This window comes from Sutcliffiella tianshenii, assembly GCF_016908565.1.
Classification (GTDB): Bacteria; Bacillota; Bacilli; order Bacillales; family Bacillaceae_I; genus Sutcliffiella_A; species Sutcliffiella_A tianshenii.
In genome coordinates this window covers 41,165-61,398 of record NZ_JAFBED010000008.1, presented here as the reverse complement: position 1 = coordinate 61,398, position 20,234 = coordinate 41,165, and the positions used below count along the sequence as shown (strand labels likewise).

Sequence of the window (20,234 nt, the reverse complement as noted above, 5' to 3'; positions counted from 1 at the left end):
TGCATTATATGCTAATATCAGTTTCTTATTTCAATGCTTCTTCCACATTGATGACACCATGTCCGTAATTGAATGCTGATCCAAGATATGTTGCTGTGTCACGGAGTTTTTGCCTGACTTGGACATTTGTCATATTAGGATATTTCGCTAAGATGAGAGCAGCTGCCCCGGCTACATGAGGGCTCGCCATCGAGGTGCCATTCAGTGCTCCATACTGGTTGCCAGGCAATGTGCTGTTAATGTCAACACCCGGTGCCATCACTTCAAGCTGACTGCCGACACTTGAGAAAGATGCACGGTTATTATTTGCATCAACCGCTCCCACTGCAATGACGGAATCGTATCTTGCCGGATATCCGATGGTATTGATCAATCCGAAGAATGAACCACTATTTCCTGCAGCAGCTACCACGACAATGCCGCTATTATAAGCATTATCACTTGCCTGCTTCAAGGTGGATGATCCTGTACTGCCACCTAAACTCATGTTAATGACATCCATATCATTGTCGATTGCCCATTCGATTCCCTGGGCAATGCCGCTTAAAGTCCCGCTTCCCGATCCGTTCAGTACTTTAACTGCGTATAAATCCACATCATATGATACACCGATTACCCCAGCACTATTGTTTAATGCCGCAATGGTCCCTGCCACATGCGTTCCATGCCCATTTCCATCTGTTAATGCATCAGGTTCATCCGCTACAAAGCTCGCTCCGCCTGCAACGTTAAGATCCTCATGACTTGCATCGATCCCAGTGTCAAGCACTGCAACCTTTACACCTGATCCTGTCACCGATTGGGAATGCGCAACATCCGCCTTGATATGAGGTATTCCATAAGGGACAGATTGAGCATCGATTTTATACTCGATATCCTCTTCCACATATTCTACTAATGGATTTTTCTCCAATGCCGCGACTGCCGCTTCAGGCAACGTGACCTGAAGGACATTCATATGTTTGAATTGATGGTTGACCGTTCCACCCAAAGTGGAAACTATTTTGTTTGTCTGATTGGAGACAGGGTTCTTCAATCCAATCAGATAATCTTTGAATAGCGGCTTTCCTTTTGCACTTGCCTCCCCTGGAGAAAATGAGAACGAGAGGACCAAAGCTATTGCCAATAATACGGATAAAAACTTTTTCATATGTAGATCATCCCCTTAGAAAGAATCTAAATAATCAAATTATTTAGTCACTTATGATGTTAGCACAGCATTTCACGGAATGTTATTGGGAAAGTAAATACCGATTGCGGGCTTTTAGAGGGAGATTTCCTTTTCGTTTTCCCAATGGTGTATCATGGTATTTTCCTGAGACTTTATGATCAGATCCTGATCAATACCATCAATATAATCAAAAAACACCCGACAATTGTCAGGTGTTCCATTAATAAAAGGGGGAACTTTTATCAAATTATTGTAAAGCTTTCTCCACGTTGATGACTCCCTTTCCATAATAGAAGGCATCACCTAGAGGAGTTGTAGTATTTTTTAAGCGATCCCGGATCTGTGAAGCTGATAGACTAGGATACTTGGCTTTGATCAGCGCTGCCGCCCCTGCAACATGAGGAGAAGCCATTGAAGTTCCGTTGAAGGAAGAATAGCTGTTTCCTGGAGTTGTGCTAAGAATGCTCACGCCGGGAGCCATCACTTCAAGTTCTGCACCGACACTGGAGAATGATGCTCTATTATTGTTTGAGTCCACTGCACCAACAGCAATAACGGAACTGTACCGAGCCGGATAGCCGATTGTATTCTGTTTGCCTCTTGTTCCTGAATTTCCTGCTGCAGCTACAACAACAATGCCGCTAGCATATGCATTGTCACAAGCCTGTTTTAATGCGGTTGAACCTGTACTTCCACCAAGACTCATATTGATTACATCCATATCATTTGCAATTGCCCACTCTATTCCCTGAGCAATACCACTTAAAGACCCGCTTCCTGAAGCACTCAGTACTTTTACTGCGTAAAGATCTGCATTATATGCAACACCTAATACTCCAGCTGTATTATTTAATGCCGCTACCGTTCCGGCAACATGTGTGCCGTGACCATTTCCATCCGTCAATCCACTTGGCTCACCGGATACGAAGCTTACTCCGCCTTTAACATTCAGGTCAGGATGGCTAGCGTCAATTCCAGTATCCAATACTGCCACTTTCACACCAGATCCTGTCACATTTGCAGCATGAGCCTTATGTGCATTAATATGCGTTACGCCCCATGGAGTGGATTGTGCAGTAGCATATACTGCTGCATCCTCCTCCACGAATGAGATGTTTGGATTATTTTTCAACGCAAGCGCCGCTTTTTCAGGAAGAGTGACTAGCTGTACATCCATGTAATTATATACATGTTCCACTTCCCCGCCTGCAGCGGTAATCATATTTTTAGCTGAGAATGCTTTTGCATTTGTCTTAAAACCTACAAGATATTGCTTCTTTTCATTCACACCAGGACCTGTAGCATTTGCTTGTGCAGATCCGAACGATAATGAGAATGCCAATAACGCTACAATGAATACTGAAAATCCTTTAATCCAATTTTTCAATCATTCCACTCCCTTAGTTGTGTTTTGATAATTCTTAATATTAAGAACTATTATAGCTAGTCTACCACCTGTCATCTTAATTTCATATTGGGAAAGTCAGACTTTCAATATAGGTATTAATGGTGTTTTTTTGCCTTTGTTGCCCAATGAGAAATTATGTAAATAATGGCATCGTTCCCCTCTCCTCCTTCCTCTCTTTTTCTTTGCACAACCTATCTTATTTTCTGATGAAGAATTTTTTGTTTGGGAAAACAGGAAATTTAAAGACATTTTATATAACAAAATGTTTCGGCACTTTCCCAACCCAAAATAAAAAGAAGAAGGAATGTTTCCGTTCCTTCTTCCATAATCACTATCTACTTTTTAGTTAAAGTACACCTGATAATATCTCGTGAATGCCACCGCGAAATCTCCTCTTGTCACCACTTCATCAGGAGCGAAGGTTGCTTCCACTTTCGGCTTGAGGTCATATTTGCCTTGTGTCACTGAAAAGTTTGCATTCAGTATGTTCAGGTCTAATGCCACTTGCACATACCCTTTTAAGGCGTCGGGGATATTTACTTGATCTTTCAGCACGATGCGCTCATCTTTATAGGTAACTTTAACGTCTCCTTCATGCGCCATCGCCTCTTTTTCAAGGCCCAACCCCTGCACGAGGGTATAGGCAAGCTCCGTTTTTGTCACGGTAGCTTTCGGAGAGAATTTTCCTGAAGCTGTCGGCTGCATTACCCCTTTTAACTCGTGAGATTGATCTCGAAACGCAGCACCCTTTGCCACCACCGCCTCTGCAAAAGGAAGGTCAGCTTTTGATACATCACCAAATGATGCTTGGGAAGGCAGACTTTGGCGTATTTCCGCTCCCATTAATAGAGACTTCGCCATGTCCATTCTTGTTAGTTGGGAGTCGGGTTTAAATGTTCCATCCCTGTATCCATCAAATAGACGTTCCTTCACACCTTGTTGGATCGCCGCTTCTGCGGGATGGCCAGCAATATCATTCAAACCGGTAAATCCATTGATCTTCGTAAAAGCCAGGGTGCCTTTTACGTTTTCAGGGAGGGAAATTCCAATCGGGTTCAGCTCATTCCCCCTTAACCCGCGTATCTCCGCTTTCCACGTACCTTGCAGGGGATTATCCACAAGTACTACCCGATCTGTATATAGAGGGAAAAGCAGACTTACCCCAGAGCTGTATTCCGTTCCATCCGGTGCAATAAGTACGAGATTGATAGGGTTACCCGTTTCTTCCATAAGACCCTTTCCATCCACTCTCGCCAGTAGGCTGGTCAAACCTTCCTCTACAGCAAATTCATATCCGCCATCTGTCAATAATGAACTCTCCATCTCAAATTCTTCCCTGGAAGTTGATGTCTCCACATCCGAATGATAAGTTTGATTCATTGTTAGAGTAGAACCATAATTTTTGTCATTAAATGATGCATCCACTGCTGCATATGCATTCACATATCCTGCTCCTACTTCCCATGTCTCATAGCCTGGCATATTCGTCGCTGTCGCCTGCAAAAGATTTTTTACCTCATCAGGTGATAAGGAATGATTTGCTTCAAGCATCAATGCAACAATTCCCGCTACATGAGGTGTTGCCATGGAAGTTCCACTCATCGTGGTGTAATATGGCAGATGAGCCGGCTCGATTAACGCTGCATCCTTTTCAGCTGCCAGTGCCGTAAGGGGGGATACAACTTTCGTGGATATGATATCCACACCAGGCGCAGTCACCGTCGGCCGATCTTCCCACGTCCATTCTTTTCCATCCATTGTAAAACTCCCTCCTTCTCCTTTTGTACCACGTGAGGAGAAGTCAGCCAAAGTCCCATCCTTCACACCTGCTGCAACAGAAATTACCCATGGGGCTTTTGCGTAAGGATTGTGTGTGTTTTCGGAAGGACCTTCGTTGCCAGCTGCAAAAAGAACGACTATGCCCCGATCATACGCTTTTTTACTTGCGATATTGATTGGATGGTTCGGATCGAAATCACCACTGGATCCCCAGGAATTTGTAATGACTCGAATGTCATATTCCTGTTGATGTGTAATGGCGTAATCAAATCCTCCGATTCCATCCAGCACAAACAACGCCCCACCTGACCCATATCCGATAAGACTGGCACCTGGTGCTGCCCCTTCATACTTTCCGCCTGACATCGCACCTGTCCCCCCAACTGTTCCTGCCACGTGTGTCCCGTGTCCGGAGTTGGTGTCGGTGTTCGGGACATTTTCCGTATAGGAGATTGGCAGAATTCCTGTAATACTTTGAAGGTTGGTAGAACCTAATACGTTCTGCACCAGGTTGCGTCCTAATTCATGGTCTTTGTGGGTTCCATCTACTCCACTGTCATTTACCACTACCCCAACACCATTACCTGAGACAGGCATGCCGCCATTCTTTTCGAGGAAGGAATTGTCCGTCCTAACCTTATCTACACCTGTCACGTCTGTGGACTCTGCATTGTAAAAAGACAATTCTTCATTCAGGTAGATGGAAAGGACTTCTGGAGAAGCACCTAATTCCTCTATTTGCTGTTTGGTAGCAACAACCCCCACTATCGGCAAGGAATTCATTACAACCGCTGAAGTGATCCCGATTTCCTCAAGAAACCTTAGCTGTTCAGAGTTTGCCCTTTCTTCTTCTTTGAAAGTGACAATCACCTGTGCTGTACTTGTAGCATCACTTAAAACCGACCATACCTTTTCATTCACTACAGATCCCGTTGCGGACGTGGACTGGGCACCAACATTGGAAAACAAGGAAAGAATCAGAATCAGGGCACATGCAGCAGCGAACATTTTTTTCATAAAGTAACCTCTTTTCATTTATATTTTTATTTTCCTGTAGAATTAATGGGTTCGTGCTAGCATAACTGCATCATAAGCATTGACATACCCAGACCCTACTTCCCATTTTTCGTAGCCGGGCATACTAGTAGCACTATTTTGTAAGATTTCTTTTATTTCGAAGCTATCAAAGTTTGGATTTACCTCCAATAACAGCGCGATGATCCCTGCAACATGCGGGGCAGCCATGGAGGTTCCACTGAAGGTGGTATAATACGGCAGGTGAGCCGGGTCAATGTACTCCACATCCTTTTGGGCGCTTAACGCCGATAGCGGAGAAAGCACTTTTGTCGAGATGATGTCCACTCCCGGAGCCGTGATGGTTGGACTATCCTCCCACATATAAGTGACGCCATCTACATCAACGATCCCACCGTTTTCTTTCACGCCTCTCGAAGAAAAGTCTGCAAGCTCCCCATCCTTGGTACCCGCAGCTACAGTTATGACCCATGGTGCCTTTTTATAATTACCGGATATTGTCGCCTCTCCGGGACCAGAATTACCTGCTGAGAATACCGTAATAATCCCGCGGTCAAATAGCTTTTTTGTTGCAATATTTATTGGATGGTATGGATCAAAATCTGTTCCTGCATCACTTGTATCTCCCCAGGAATTGGTGATGAGTCGGATATTGTATTCCTGCTGATGTGTCAAGGCATAATCAAAGCCCCCGATTGTATCAAGCATGGCTACCACAGCGCCTGAACCGTATCCAATCAACTTCGCGCCAGGTGCAACACCTTCATACTTTCCACCAGACATTGCTCCTGTTCCCCCTACAGTTCCTGCCACATGTGTTCCGTGCCCAGAGTCGGAATCTGTATTTGGTACATTTTCCACATATGTGATAGGAAGAACACCCGTCAATGCATTCAGGTTGGAGCTTGCAAACACGTTCTGTACGAGGTTACGACCAAGCTTGATATCATTGTGTGTACCATCCACACCACTGTCGTTCACAACCACACCGACGCCTTTTCCACTTATCGGCATACCTCCATTCTGGGTGCGGAGGTCTTCATCGGTTCTGACCTTATCTACTCCCGTATAGGAGGTTGAGCCTTCATTTTCATATTCTAGCTTTTTGTTAAGATAGACGGAAACGACACTTTCCTCTGTCATCAGCATTTCCACTTGCTGTTTCGTAGCAAGGGCACCTGCAATCGGCAAGCTTTGAAATGTCATCCCCTTTTTTATTCCAAGTCCTTTTAAAAAATCTATCTGGTCTTGCCCAATGCCACCATCATGCTCAAATGTAATGATAATCTCAACAGGTCCTGTTGCAGTTTGCAGAACCTTTGCCAAGTTTTCATCCAGCCTTGGTGTATCTGCATTTGAAGTTGCCTTTGTAACATTTTGTGGCCAGAAACCCGTAAAAATCAATGCCAATAATAGAGCCCCCACCGATAGATAAGCCATACTTTTTTTCATCCCTTTTCCCCTTCCGCAACTTTTTGAATAGTAAGATAATTATTTGTATTTTCTCATACCCACAAATGCATAACTATTAGTCATCGGTGGTAAAAGACAGAGTATCCGTACTATCTTCATTAGTACCTTGGTAGTAGGAGAACATAAAAAAAACACCGAAGCATGCGCTTTGGTGTTCGCTTTTTATATAAGTCCGAGTGATTGAATAAAAACGAGAAGAATTCCTACTGGGATTATATATCGAATGAGATAGTACCAGATGGAAAATACCGATTTTCTTACAGTTGAACCCTGGAAGAATTCATCCTTTAGGATATCCTTGGGAATTCGATGTCCCACAAATATTGAGATCAGCAATGCCCCTACAGGCAATGCAATGTTTGTGACAAGATAATCGGCTGCATCAAAGAAAATCAAGCCATTAATCGTAAGATCCGATAGGACCCCAAATGATAAGGCAGATGGTATACCCATTATGAAAATGATGATACCAGTAACCCAGGCTACCTTTTTCCTTTTCTCCTGGTTGTCCTTCACAATAACTGCAACAATGATTTCCAAGATGGAAAAAGCTGATGTCAGTGTTGCGAACAGCAAAAGAATCATAAACATCGCAAGGAAGATCACGCCGAATGGAAGCTGATCAAACACCGCAGGAAGGATAACAAAGACTAATCCCGGCCCCTCATCAGGCTGCAATCCAAGTGCGAATACTGCCGGGAAAATGACGAGACCGGATAATAGGGAGATAATGATATTTAATCCGACCACAGAACCTGCCGATTTGACAAGGTTTTCGCCTTTTGTCAGGTAGGAGCTGTATGTAACCATGATGGAAATACCGACACTTAAGGAAAACAGTGCTTGTCCCAATGCCATCAGGAATGTATTTGGTGTGATGAGGGACAGGTCCGGCTGAAGGAAGAATCGTACTCCCTCCCATGCTCCTTCCAATGTCAAAGAGCGGATAAGAAGAACGAGAAAGATGATAAATAATAAAGGCATTAATATTTTGCTTGCTTTCTCTATCCCGCTTTGTACACCAGCCTGTACCACATAGATGGTAATGAGAATAAAGATGAACTGTGCAATAAGCACGAGAAGAGGGCTGGCGATGGTCTGTTCAAAAAGCCCACTGTATTCATCCAATGTGAAATTGGATAACCCCCCGATAAAGCTTTTTCCAAGGTATGTGACAATCCATCCGCCTACCACACTGTAGAAGGACAGGAGAATAAAGGAGGCAATCACTCCCAATATCCCGATATAATGCCACTTCGACCCTTTGGCAAGCACCTTATAAGAGGTAATGGCATCTTTTTGCGTGGACCTTCCGATAATAAATTCCGCCAGTAGCATCGGGGCTCCAATAAGGAGAGTAAATAGAATAAAGATTAAAAAGAATATTCCGCCACCATTCGTTCCTGCCATATATGGGAATTTCCAGATTGCGCCGAGGCCTATGGCAGAACCTGCTGCTGCTAAAATAAAGCCGATTTTTGATGTCCATTGCTCATGCTGTTTCATGACGAAAAACTCCTATTTCAAAGATTAGTCTAATATGATACTACCGATTCTTGTATTTGTATAGGGAATATTCTGTCAAAATCCACTAAAAGTTTTAAGGAAGCTGTACCAATTTATGTTGCACCGCATAGATGACTACTTGGGATCTGCTTTTCACATCAAGCTTTTTGAATATTTTACTTACATGGATTTTCACTGTTTTATCACTGATGAAAAGACGGCCGGCGATTTCTTTATTGGAAAGCCCCTGTACAAGGCAAACAAGAACTTCCTTCTCCCTTTCTGTTAAAACTGTCTCCTCTTTTGCCTGTGCCTCCTGCTGATGATAGCTGATGAGCTTTTTGGTCATGGCAGGATGGATGATTGATTCCCCACGATGAACCGTGCGGATGGCATCTACAACCTGTTCCGAAGGAGAGTCCTTCAATAAGTAACCGTCTGCCCCCTCTTTTAATGCAGACATGAAATATTCCTCATGTTTATACATTGTAAGGATTAGCACTTTTATGTCAGGATATTCTTTTTTCACAATTTTAGTAAGTTCTATCCCATTTTTCTCTGGCATGTTTATATCCATCACGATGACATCCGGGCTTATAGTTTTCAATAATGCAACCATTTCAGAACCGCCGGTGGCCTCCCCCACCACATCCATGTCGTTTTCCAAAGATATGATTGTTTTTAATCCATCCCTCAATATTGCATGATCATCCACAAGCATAACATTAATCATTATCAATCTCCCCTTCTAATCCCAACTTGGGAACTGTCAGTGTAATTTCCGTTCCCTCATTCGGCTTGCTGTCGATTTGAAGGGCAGAGCCAATTTTCTCTGCCGCTTCATTCATTTGAAGTATTCCGTAGTGAGGTTGATTCATCGCTTTTATCATTGCATGATACAAAGAGAACCCCTGGCCATTATCCTTCATTTTCAAGACAATATGATCTGACTGGTAGCTGATCAGGATATGCAGATGTGTGGCATTCGCATGCTTCAGGCAGTTTTGGATGCTTTCCTGGAACACGCTGAACATGACCTTCTCTGTCATCGGACTGATGGATCCCCGATTTCCACGTACCTGAAGCTGAACATCCAATGTAAAGGTTGGATCTTTTTTCAGCTCGGTCAGCTTTTTTTCCACTGCCAAATGAAATCCCAGCTCCTCTGTTGGATATGGACGGAGCGCATAAATCGAATCCCTGACATCCTTAAGGCTTTCCCTCAGCTTCTTGATGCTGTCCGCAATGAGGAGCTTGGCATCAGAAGGATGTGTCTCCAATTTTTTGTAGGAAGTATCCAGCTTCATGACAGCACCTGCCAGGGTTTGGGCTATTCCATCGTGGATGTCATGTGCAATCCTGTTCCGCTCTTCGAGAATGATTCTACGCTCCTGTTCACTTACAAGCTGCCTTGTTTTCAAAAATACAGCCAGTTGGTTGGCGATGGTCGCAATGGAGCGGGTATCCTCGATAGTAAAACTTTTGGTGCGGCCTTTTGACACGACAAAACAGCCAATTGATTGACCTTCAAAAAGTAACGGTGAATAAACAACAGATCGTGAGGAAGCCCTCAGAAAGGGCGCTAAAGGTCCTTTCCCTGATTTTTTATGATCATAACCCTGTAAGTGTGAAATTTTCTCCAATTCCAGGAGAGCATCAAGAGACGGACTGGAGAGGATTTCGCCTTTGATGATTGTTTGTTCCCAGATACCTTTTTCATTTTTCACAAAAAGGATGCAATCTTCATAAGGCATCAATTCTTGCAGCAAATTTTTTATTAAATTTTCCCAACCCCTTGAAGGTATGGACTTGTTCAGTTCCGTGGAGAATTGGAATAATGCCCTGATTCGGTTTTTCTCCGTTTTCAGGCGGGCAATGATGGAACTGAGCAAGGAAAGTCCAACGAGCGGAGAGAAGAAGAAAAAGAATGAGAAGATATCCACTTCCCCACGATTTTGACTGCCCAGTATATGAATGAGACAGCCATAGATATAGGAGATGACAAAACTGATGAGCTCCCCCTGTGTTTTGCCCCACCAAATCTTTAATGTATAGGGTTCAGGTCTCAGCCAGAGAACGATATCCACAATCACGTTATTCAATATATAAAAAAGAATGATCATTAAAGAAAAGCCAATCAATCCATTCAATAGTGGTGAAATGGTGACTGTCAGAAAAGTTCCCATCATAATTTGATGGAGAACATGTGCAAGATAAAAGCTGATAGCAAGCTGGGAAGGATTGAACAGCATAATTCGCAGAGGCCTGCGATGACTTAGATTGATTGCCAGAACTATGAAAGCATAGATGATGATGACTGTTTCCAAACCGAACACAACATAAATCATATAGATGATAGGAAATGTAAGTGTAGTGTGCCCTTTTGGTACAGGCATTGGATAATACTCACAAATCCCTAGAAAAACAATCAATAAAAGCAGGGTGAATGAAACTTCAACCGGTGATAAGGCTAGTACTTGAAGAAGCACAAGAACCCACCCGATTACAGTTACAAACCCCATATAAAGTTCTGAGATGTGTATTCCCTTCCATTTCCCGTTCATATCTTTCCCTGCCGTTTCTTAAATTGTTTATATATTTTGTATCAATAGAAAGAGGAACTACAGCTGGCACAATGAATTCTCACTTCCCAACTGTAGTTCCTCGTACCGGATCGGCACATTTCCATCGTAATGAAAATAGAGTCCTAAAACCATTAGTAAAAAGGAATATTTTAATTAGTACAAAAGTATTATCTTCCGACCTTTTGAAAACGAACTTCAAAGGTGGAACCTTGACCCACTTCGCTTTTGACACTGACAGTTCCATGATGGTTCTTGATGATGTTGAAGGTGATCATGAGACCGAGTCCCGTACCGGTGGTTTTGGTCGTAAAGAACGGTTCCCCAAGACGGGCTATTATCTCTTCCGCTATGCCTGGGCCTTCGTCTCTGATCCGGATGATCACTTCTGCCCCTTCATCCTCCGTTTCAATGAAAATGTTCCCTCCCCCTGACATGGCTTCTATTCCATTTTTAATGAGATTGATGAACACCTGCTTCACTTGATTGTCGTCACATTGGATATACGGGTCCTTTGCATCAAGCTTCATTTCAAACCAGACATTATTCATGATTGCCTGTGTTTCAAGTAGTGTGGTGACATCTTTGAGCAATGTATCAAGGGAAACTTTTTGAATACGGACCTTATGAGGCTTAGCCAGCAGGAGAAGCTCGCTAAGTATCAATTCGATTCTGCTCAATTCAGACTCAATGATATGGAAATACTCTTTCTTTTGATCCATTTCCCGCTCAAGGAGTTTAAAGAATCCCTTTATTGCGGTCAGTGGATTTCGTATTTCATGGGCGATTCCAGCAGCAAGCTGGCCGGCAACAGAAAGTTTTTCAGATTGAAGCATCACTGCCTCTGCCTGCTTTCTCTCGGTTATATCGCGGATGATCACCTGCATCGCATTTTTTCCAAGATAGGTGGTCGGGATCCCGATCACTTCGGTGTAGAGTTTATGACCTTTCATTGTAGTCCATTCCTGTTCAAAGGTTGGCAGCTTTTCCCCCTTGGATTGTGCATGTATCGTCTTCCATATATATTGAAAATCCTGTTTTCCAATATTTTGATAAACACTTTTCCCGATCAATTCCCCATAGTTATCCACTTCGAGCATCTTCACTCCGGACTCGTTGATGAATGTCCACTTCTCCTCACAAATGACGCCTATAGTATCAATCGAGTTTTGCACAAGCATCCGAAAACGTTCCCTACTATTCTGCAATATCTTGTGAAAGTTTTTCCGATGGGAAATATCCATCAGCATCACAAATGAAGCCGGCTGGCCCTTGTACATCGTCTGATTCGAAATGATTTCCACTTCTATCATTCTTCCATCTAATCGATACCATCTCTGTTCCATGAGCCCCACCCGAAATCCTTGTTGAACCGATCTGATTCGCTGCTTCACAATATCATGGAAGGTCTCTTCGATGTAGTCATAGACTGAAGTATCGAGCAACTGGCTTTTCTGACAGGCACCAAGCATCCTTGTGCCCGTTTCGTTGACATATTTGATGACTCCATCCACCGTTAAAAAAAGGCCATTTGGCAGATGCTCAATCAAGTCGAATGCGGAGTAGCCTTCTTCTTTATCTGTTAACTCTTTGATTTCATTTATTTTATTGACTTGACCATTCTCCTCTGTCTCAGTCTTCAAAATAAAGTTAGACTGTTGGGGGGATTTATTACCTATATCCATTGTCTGAGACAGTTTCAGTACAATTTCTTTTTCAAATTGCTGTGCGGGATCCTGTATTTCTGAAAGTATGGCTTCCATCCAAACAAATCCTTGATGTTTCCTTTTCATCCTAAAAAAACATTGTGCTTGGTGTGAGGGTTGGTATATCAAGCTCTCAATTAAATAAAGGTCCTCTGTATGTATCCAGTCTTCCAGCTTTGTGTCAATGAGTTCATGCTTGTGAAAACCGAGTATTGAGACACATGAGGAAGAGGCATATTGTATGTTGCCAGTCGGAGATATGATTATGATGAGATGAATTTTTGAAATGGATTCTACATGTTGGTCTTTTCCTTTATTCAATAAATAGTTAGGCTTTTCCAACGTTCTTCCTCCCTTCTAATTCTATCAATCTATCTGTCATTTTTTAAATGATGTGTATTATTTCCAACATTCCCTATTATACTACAAATTTCTTTATTTTTCTAAATATTATAACAAATTAAATATAAACTCACATTATAACTCTCTCATCGACTCCAAAAGCGTATTTTTAACTATTACAGTGCTGATTTTCAAATAATTTTGAAATGATTTAAACTACAGAAATATAACCCCAAACCACACATTTGGTATAATGATAAATACATTGACTACAAAAATTTAAATATGGGGCCAGACCCCGGGAGGATTTTGAACATGAATGTAGAAGCAAAAAAAATCGCGTTTATAGGTACTGGTGTGATGGGGCGCAGCATGGCTGGGCATTTGATGAGTGGTGGTTATGATGTGGTTGTGTTTACGCGTTCCAAGGAGAAGGCGGAGGCTCTTTTGGCACAGGGGGCAAGTTGGGCCGGCAGTCCCGGGGAGGCTGTGAGGGATGCGGATTATATCATTACGATGGTCGGTTATCCAAAGGATGTGGAGGAAGTGTATTTTGGGCAGGAGGGAATTCTTGAGAATGCCAAAACAGGGGCATTTGTGATAGACATGACCACCTCCACGCCAACACTTGCAAAGCAGATTTTCATCGAGGCGAAGGAGCGTCAGATCCATAGCTTGGACGCCCCGGTATCGGGTGGGGATATTGGCGCGAAGGAAGCAAGATTGACAATCATGGTTGGTGGGGACGAATCTGCCTTTGAAGCATGCCTTCCCGTTTTTAAGCTAATGGGATCAAACATCATCCATCAGGGTGGAGCCGGAGCCGGGCAGCATACCAAAATGTGCAATCAGATTGCCATCGCTACAAACATGATAGGGGTCTGTGAGGCACTTGCTTACGCAGATGCTGCTGGTTTGAATCCGGAGGATGTGTTGAAGAGCATCTCAAGCGGAGCCGCAGGAAGCTGGTCACTAAGTAATTTGGCCCCTAGGATCATTGCCGATAACTTTGAACCTGGATTCTTCGTCAAGCACTTCATCAAAGATATGGAGATCGCCCTTGATGAAGCAGAACGAATGGGACTGGATGTACCCGGATTGGCACTGGCAAAGGAAATGTATGTGAAACTATCGCAAAAGGGCGAAGAAAACAGCGGCACTCAGGCTCTGTATAAATTGTGGAAGAAGCAGTAACAGGAAAAGCTTTGGCCGACAACGTAAAGGGTTCCGTTTACAGGTGCATTCTAATTAAATGACACAAGAATTGACGTATGGATATGCATACGTCTTTCTCCTTATCTGTCTACGTTTCTACGAAATTTTAATAACTTTGATTCCTTGATTTAGAATCAAGAAGGCTCGCTCTTATCGGTTGGGAGACCAGGTTAAGCACTAGAGCTGATAAATAGACAGAAAAATTCCCCTTAATTCGTAATTACTATTAAAAAAGGCTGAAATAGACGGAGAGATTCCGCCTATTCGCTCGTAAAATTCAAAAATGGATGATTTTGCTGTGCATAAGCGGAAAAACTACTGAAACTCGCCAATCACTACGGCGAGTTTCACTTTTTTATATACCAATAAAGATGCCCATACGACTGTCATTTCGGCACATATTTTTAAAGTAGCACCTTAAAATGGAACGGTTAACCAACGACGGCCAAAGCTTTTTTTCATTTGGATTCACGCCCGCGCATAAACTCCAGCAGACAAAACACCGCCACCCGGGTTGTCATATCCCTGAAATCAATGGTAGGATCGATTTCCACTATATCAAGGGCACACACCTTCTTATGCTTCCCTAAAAGATGAATGGCCTCGAGAAGCTGATCACTTGTCATCCCACCCGGTCCTATCGCCGGGCATCCCGGTGCAAATGCCTGATCGAGCACATCAATGTCGACGGATATATAAATATGCTCCACCTTGGACTCCAAGTATTGAATGGCAGACGCAATAACCTGGGCGATCCCCTGTTTTTTCACGTCAGCCATCGAAAAGATCGTCACGCCCTGCTCACGTGCATACTGATGGTAAAAGGCTGAGTTGGAATAATTTCTGATCCCTATCTGTACAAGGTTCTCCCCTTTTAACAAGTCCGCTTCAAGCAGCCTCCGGAAAGGGGTGCCATTTGTCGGCCCACCGTCCTCTGTATTGCGGAGGTCATGATGGGCATCAAATTGGATGACTCCCACATTTCCTTTTATACCCGTTAGCCCTTTAATCGTTGAATAGGTGATGGAGTGATCCCCCCCAATAAATACCGGAAGGCAGGATGGATGCTCTTCAACAAAGGCTGATACCGCTTCTTCTATTCTGCGGTAGGATTCCTCCACATTGGTAGCATGCATGACAATATCCCCCATATCCACCACCTTAGACGATGAGAGGAGTTCAGTCTGATCTTCTACGGCATAAGTGGAGTACGACTGCAGCAGTCTTCGAAACACGCCCGGTGTGAAACTGGCACCTGAATGACTGATGGAAGGCTTGGAAAGGGGCACTCCGATCACGGCTAGCCCCTCCACTTGCTCCTTCCCGTCCCACGGCAGCAGTAGCTCCGCCGCCTTCGGATAATGCCGATCCACAAATGGTGGTCCGCCTGCTTTTTGCATGTATGGAAGTCTATTCAAGATAGGCACCTCCCTTTGCAGCTTCCACTCCTTTTTGGAAAACGGTATGCACATGATTCACTCCATAATGATAAGGAACGTATTGATAGTTCGGGGCGTTCCATACCACGACATCGGCATTACGACCAATTTTCAGCCTTCCTGACACATCGTCCTTATGGACGGCTTTGGCTGCATTTACCGTTACTGCGTTCCATATCTCCTCGCATGTCATTTTCAACTTGAGCATGGCCAGATTCATGATGAATTGGATGTTTTCGGTTGGGGAACTCCCAGGATTAAAGTCTGTTGCAAGCGCGACCGCTCCCCCTCCATTGATGATTTCACGCGCTTTGGCATAGGAATCTTTATTCAGATAAAAGGTAGTTCCAGGTAAGAGGACCGCTACCGTATCCGATCTCCCGAACATTCCCACTGCCCCGTCTGATGCAGCAATCAGATGATCTGCAGATGCCGCTCCCAGTTCGATCGCAAGTTCCGTGCCACCAAGGGAGACAATTTCATCCGCATGGATTTTCACAGAAAAGCCCGCCTCTTTTGCCAGTTGGAGGAATCTTTTTGACTGTTCGATTGTAAAGACGCCCTCCTCGCAGAATATATCCACAAACTCTGCCAGTTCTTTTTCTTTTATCTCCTCAAAAAGCCCAGCCATTTCGCTCAGGAATGAATCCGGGTTTTCCTTGTACTCCTTTGGGATGGCATGGGCGCCTAAAAACGTGGACGCAATTTCCATACCAGTGTCTTCTTTCAGCTTTTTTACGACCTCCAGCTGTTTCAGCTCCGCATGCTTCTCCAATCCATAGCCGCTTTTAGCTTCGACTGTGGTGATTCCGTAACTGACTAGCCTTTTAAGATGGAAGGCCGCTTTTTCATACAAATCTTCAAAGCTCGCATTTCTTGTAGCTTCCACAGTCGAGTGGATGCCACCTCCCTGCCGTAGGATCTCCAGGTATGGCACTCCTTGCTGTTTCAAGGCGATTTCATGTTCCCTCGATCCTCCAAAAACGAGATGGGTGTGTGGATCGACAAGCCCTGGTGTAACAAGCTTGCCCTGGCAATCTATCACGTTAGGACATTCCAGGCTCTTTGCCTCTTCTGAAGTGCCGATAAAGGTGATGATGCCGTCCTTCCACCCGATTGCCCCATCCTGGATGTGCGGGAGAAATCCCATCTGTTCCCCTTTGGCATGTGCGGTTTCATGATCCATGGTCAAAAGTTGGCCACAGTTTACTAGGAGAGTGTCAAGTTGCATCCTTTATTCACTCTCCTTCAATAGTGGGATGTGGACACCTTTTTCTTTCGCCACTTTTTTAGCAAGCTCATATCCTGCATCTGCATGCCTTACTACACCCATCCCAGGATCTGAGGTCAGTACGCGTTCCAGCCTTCTTGCAGCCGCTTCCGTACCATCAGCAACTATCACCATTCCAGCGTGGAGGGAGTATCCCATTCCGACTCCCCCGCCATGATGGACGGAGACCCAGCTCGCCCCATTTACCCCATTGATCAGGGCGTTCAAAATCGGCCAGTCCGCCACTGCATCACTGCCATCGAGCATCGCTTCGGTTTCCCTGTTTGGCGAAGCTACAGAGCCACAGTCAAGATGATCACGGCCAATGACAATCGGTGCAGAAAGTTCACCTTTTGCTACCATTTCGTTGATGATTTTTCCGAAACGGGCACGTTCACCATATCCTAGCCAGCAGATGCGTGAAGGCAGCCCTTGGAATGCCACCTTTTCACGGGCCATTTTAATCCAGTTGCAAAGATGCTCATTATCTGCAAACTCCCTTAAAATCACTTCATCCGTCTTATAGATGTCCTGTGGATCTCCGGAAAGCGCCACCCAGCGGAACGGCCCTTTACCTTCACAGAATTGAGGACGGATAAAGGCAGGCACAAACCCAGGGAAGTCAAAGGCATCCTTCACTCCCTCGTCAAAAGCGACCTGGCGGATGTTATTTCCATAATCAAAGGTGATGGCCCCTTTTTTCTGTAACTCGAGCATCGCCTCCACATGAATGGCCATGCTTTCCTTCGCCAGCTTCACCAGCTTCTCAGATTGAGTGGTTCTGAGAGAGGATGCTTCTGCCAACGTCAAACCAACAGGGATATATCCGTTGAGTGGATCATGTGCAGACGTCTGGTCTGTCAGCAGATCAGGAGTGAATCCCTTGGAGACAAGCTGTGGCAGTATTTCAGCCGCATTCCCTAAAAGCCCGATGGATAAAGGTTTTCCTGCAGCCTTATATTCTTCCGCTTTTCTGATTGCCTCATCAAGGTTTGTCATTTTTATATCGCAATATCTCGTTTCAATTCTTCTGTCGATGCGGTGCTCATCCACCTCGATCGCTAAACATACACCTCCATTCATGGTTACTGCCAGCGGCTGGGCCCCACCCATGCCACCAAGTCCGGCAGTGACGGTGATGGTGCCTTTAAGCGTATTGTTGAAATGCTGCTTTGCCGCTTCCGCAAAGGTTTCATACGTCCCTTGGAGAATTCCTTGTGTCCCGATATAGATCCAGCTCCCCGCTGTCATTTGGCCATACATCATAAGGCCCTTCTTATCCAGCTCATGGAAATGCTCCCAATTGGCCCATTTTGGAACCAGGTTCGAATTGGCCAAAAGTACGCGCGGCGCATCCTCATGACTCCGGAATACTGCAACAGGCTTCCCTGATTGGATAAGCAGCGTTTCATCATTCTTCAATTCCTTCAAGGAAGCCACTATCGCATCAAAGCTTTCCCAATTTCGTGCAGCCTTCCCTATACCTCCGTAAACCACGAGCTCACCCGGGATCTCCGCAACCTCGGGATCCAGATTATTCATCAGCATCCGCAGCGCCGCCTCCTGCACCCAGCCCTTCGTATTCAACTCACTGCCTCGAGGCGCTCTGATCACATTTACTTTTTCCATCCTTCTTCATCCTCCCATTTATGAATCGTTTAATTGTTTACGATATAAGGTGTTGCGCTTTAAAGTATCAAAAATATTTTAGTGATGGGGGCCAGACCCCGGCAGGAATTTCAAGCTCCGCACAGTATGCTCCCCCGATATTGCATCCATTCGGTTAGGGCTTCAATGTCCTTGGAGAAGATGCGGTCCTCTGTGATGCTTGGGACGATGCCTCTTCCTTCCTGGTGCCATTTTTGCATGAGTGGGGCAGCGAGGTGAACGCCCCTGTATTCCACGGCTTGCATGGCGCACATCCATTCGATGGCCAGGACTCTCCTGACATTGGCTATGATCTGATGGGCGTGCCTTGCCCCGATGGTACCCATGCTAACGTGGTCCTCCTGATTTGCCGAAGACGGAATGGAGTCCACACTTGCCGGATGAGCCAAAGTTTTGTTCTCCGACACCAGGGATGCTGCACAATACTGCATGATCATGGCGCCTGATTGAAGTCCCGGCTTGGCACTAAGAAATGGCGGCAGATCATTCAATTGGGGATTCACCAGCCGCTCAATTCGCCGTTCTGATATATTGGCTAGCTCCGCCATACCTAATTTTAGGAAGTCCATCGCAAAAGCAATCGGTTGTCCGTGGAAGTTTCCACCCGAGATTACTTTTTCACCTTCACCGAAGATCAGCGGATTATCTGTCGCTGCATTCATTTCGATCTCAAGCTTTTCCCTCACATAGCCGAGGACCTGCCATGAAGCGCCATGAACCTGAGGAATGCACCTTAGTGAATAGGCATCCTGCACACGTTTCTCTCCTTGCCTTGTGACAAGCTTGCTCCCATGTAAAAGGGTTCTGATCCTTGCAGCCACTTCCACCTGTTCCGGATATCCCCTTACAAGATGCACATCTTCATCCAATGCATCCACGATCCCTTCCAGCCCCTCGAATGTCAGTGCAGCGATCGATTCCGCCTGGTATGCAAGCTTCTCAGCCTCCAAATAGGCCACCACTCCTACAGCCGTCATTGCCTGGGTACCATTGATGAGTGCGAGCCCCTCCTTTGCCTTCAGTTCAAGAGGTACGATCCCTTTTTTAGCCAACACAACACTCGTATGAACCTTCTCTCCTTGATAAAATACTTCTCCTTCACCGAGCAGTGTCAGTGCAAGATGGGAAAGGGGAGCCAAGTCTCCGCTAGCTCCAAGTGAGCCCTGCTGAGGGACCACCGGATGGATGCCTTCATTTACGTACTCCAGCAGCCTTTCAATGATCACTGGCCTTACACCGGAAAACCCCTTCAATAATGCATTTGCCCGCAGGACAAGCATCGCCCTTCCAATCACTTCAGAAAAAGCTTCCCCAACCCCGCAAGCATGGGAATGGATAAGATGCTTCTGCAATATTTCTGTTTCTTCAACCGGGATCAGCACATCACTGAATTTCCCAAATCCAGTCGTAATTCCGTACACCACTTCACCTTCGAGCACTATATTTTCCACAGCCGCCCGGCTTCCGACTACCCGCTGCATCGCGTCCTTACAAGGTGCCACCTTCTCCTAATCAAACAAAATCGCCTTCATTTTCTCCAAGGTCAAAGATTGCCCATTCAATATAATCACAAAAATCATCCCTCTCCTAATCAATAAAAAACACAAAAGAGGGCCGCACTTTAATAAACGTTCATTAAA

The 20,234-nt window shown here is 44.8% G+C and carries 12 protein-coding genes and 1 pseudogene; 1 reads left to right on the top strand and 12 read right to left on the bottom strand.

The window, feature by feature from the left end:
- Positions 1 to 25: 25 nt before the first annotated feature.
- The 8 genes from JOC95_RS16550 to JOC95_RS16515 all read right to left on the bottom strand — a co-directional run bounded on the left by JOC95_RS16550 (position 26) and on the right by JOC95_RS16515 (position 12,981).
- Positions 26 to 1,150, bottom strand: a complete 1,125-nt coding sequence (locus JOC95_RS16550; protein WP_204418310.1) for a S8 family peptidase — start codon at positions 1,148 to 1,150, stop codon at positions 26 to 28.
- Positions 1,151 to 1,418: 268 nt separating this feature from the next.
- Positions 1,419 to 2,558, bottom strand: a complete 1,140-nt coding sequence (locus JOC95_RS16545; RefSeq protein WP_204418309.1) for a S8 family peptidase — start codon at positions 2,556 to 2,558, stop codon at positions 1,419 to 1,421.
- Between the two features lie 363 nt (positions 2,559 to 2,921).
- Positions 2,922 to 5,375 carry a S8 family peptidase gene (locus JOC95_RS16540; protein WP_239582973.1) on the bottom strand — a complete coding sequence of 818 codons (2,454 nt, stop codon included), beginning with the start codon at positions 5,373 to 5,375 and terminating at the stop codon, positions 2,922 to 2,924.
- Between the two features lie 42 nt (positions 5,376 to 5,417).
- Positions 5,418 to 6,845, bottom strand: a complete 1,428-nt coding sequence (locus tag JOC95_RS16535) for a S8 family serine peptidase (RefSeq protein ID WP_204418308.1) — start codon at positions 6,843 to 6,845, stop codon at positions 5,418 to 5,420.
- Positions 6,846 to 7,028: 183 nt separating this feature from the next.
- Complete coding sequence (locus JOC95_RS16530) at positions 7,029 to 8,372, bottom strand: sodium-dependent transporter (protein ID WP_204418307.1); 1,344 nt, start codon at positions 8,370 to 8,372, stop codon at positions 7,029 to 7,031.
- A gap of 94 nt (positions 8,373 to 8,466) precedes the next feature.
- Positions 8,467 to 9,105: a response regulator gene (locus JOC95_RS16525; protein ID WP_204418306.1), complete on the bottom strand. Its 639-nt coding sequence runs from the start codon at positions 9,103 to 9,105 to the stop codon at positions 8,467 to 8,469.
- Positions 9,098 to 10,936 (bottom strand): GAF domain-containing sensor histidine kinase, encoded by a 1,839-nt coding sequence (locus tag JOC95_RS16520; RefSeq protein WP_239582972.1) that lies wholly within the window; start codon positions 10,934 to 10,936, stop codon positions 9,098 to 9,100. The genes JOC95_RS16525 and JOC95_RS16520 overlap by 8 nt, the downstream gene beginning before the upstream one ends.
- 188 nt (positions 10,937 to 11,124) lie before the next feature.
- On the bottom strand, positions 11,125 to 12,981 hold the full coding sequence (locus tag JOC95_RS16515) for a PAS domain S-box protein (protein ID WP_275580578.1): 1,857 nt from the start codon (positions 12,979 to 12,981) through the stop codon (positions 11,125 to 11,127).
- A gap of 336 nt (positions 12,982 to 13,317) precedes the next feature.
- Between JOC95_RS16515 and JOC95_RS16510 the strand changes: the two genes are divergently transcribed.
- On the top strand, positions 13,318 to 14,196 hold the full coding sequence (locus JOC95_RS16510; RefSeq protein WP_204418304.1) for an NAD(P)-binding domain-containing protein: 879 nt from the start codon (positions 13,318 to 13,320) through the stop codon (positions 14,194 to 14,196).
- Positions 14,197 to 14,675: 479 nt separating this feature from the next.
- Here the strand turns inward: JOC95_RS16510 and hutG are convergent, their stop codons facing one another.
- From hutG to hutH, 4 genes and pseudogenes are all read right to left on the bottom strand, one after another.
- Complete coding sequence (hutG, locus tag JOC95_RS16505; protein WP_204418362.1) at positions 14,676 to 15,617, bottom strand: formimidoylglutamase; 942 nt, start codon at positions 15,615 to 15,617, stop codon at positions 14,676 to 14,678.
- Between the two features lie 10 nt (positions 15,618 to 15,627).
- Positions 15,628 to 16,887: an imidazolonepropionase gene (gene hutI / locus JOC95_RS16500; RefSeq protein WP_204418303.1), complete on the bottom strand. Its 1,260-nt coding sequence runs from the start codon at positions 16,885 to 16,887 to the stop codon at positions 15,628 to 15,630.
- A gap of 3 nt (positions 16,888 to 16,890) precedes the next feature.
- A complete protein-coding gene (gene hutU / locus JOC95_RS16495) occupies positions 16,891 to 18,555 on the bottom strand; it encodes a urocanate hydratase (protein WP_204418302.1) in 1,665 nt (554 codons plus the stop codon).
- A gap of 110 nt (positions 18,556 to 18,665) precedes the next feature.
- Positions 18,666 to 20,165: pseudogene (gene hutH, locus JOC95_RS16490) on the bottom strand (histidine ammonia-lyase).
- Between the last annotated feature and the right edge of the window lie 69 nt (positions 20,166 to 20,234).

What these genes read in the sequence shown, in the direction of transcription:
- hutU (WP_204418302.1), bottom strand. Translation starts at nt 18,555, where the DNA reads ATGGAAAAAGTAAATGTGATCAGAGCGCCTCGAGGCAGTGAGTTGAAT.
- JOC95_RS16540 (WP_239582973.1), bottom strand. Translation starts at nt 5,375, where the DNA reads ATGAAAAAAATGTTCGCTGCTGCATGTGCCCTGATTCTGATTCTTTCC.
- JOC95_RS16510 (WP_204418304.1), top strand. Translation starts at nt 13,318, where the DNA reads ATGAATGTAGAAGCAAAAAAAATCGCGTTTATAGGTACTGGTGTGATG.
- JOC95_RS16550 (WP_204418310.1), bottom strand. Translation starts at nt 1,150, where the DNA reads ATGAAAAAGTTTTTATCCGTATTATTGGCAATAGCTTTGGTCCTCTCG.
- hutG (WP_204418362.1), bottom strand. Translation starts at nt 15,617, where the DNA reads ATGCAAAAAGCAGGCGGACCACCATTTGTGGATCGGCATTATCCGAAG.
- JOC95_RS16525 (WP_204418306.1), bottom strand. Translation starts at nt 9,105, where the DNA reads ATGATTAATGTTATGCTTGTGGATGATCATGCAATATTGAGGGATGGA.
- hutI (WP_204418303.1), bottom strand. Translation starts at nt 16,887, where the DNA reads ATGCAACTTGACACTCTCCTAGTAAACTGTGGCCAACTTTTGACCATG.
- JOC95_RS16520 (WP_239582972.1), bottom strand. Translation starts at nt 10,936, where the DNA reads ATGAACGGGAAATGGAAGGGAATACACATCTCAGAACTTTATATGGGG.
- JOC95_RS16535 (WP_204418308.1), bottom strand. Translation starts at nt 6,845, where the DNA reads ATGAAAAAAAGTATGGCTTATCTATCGGTGGGGGCTCTATTATTGGCA.
- JOC95_RS16530 (WP_204418307.1), bottom strand. Translation starts at nt 8,372, where the DNA reads ATGAAACAGCATGAGCAATGGACATCAAAAATCGGCTTTATTTTAGCA.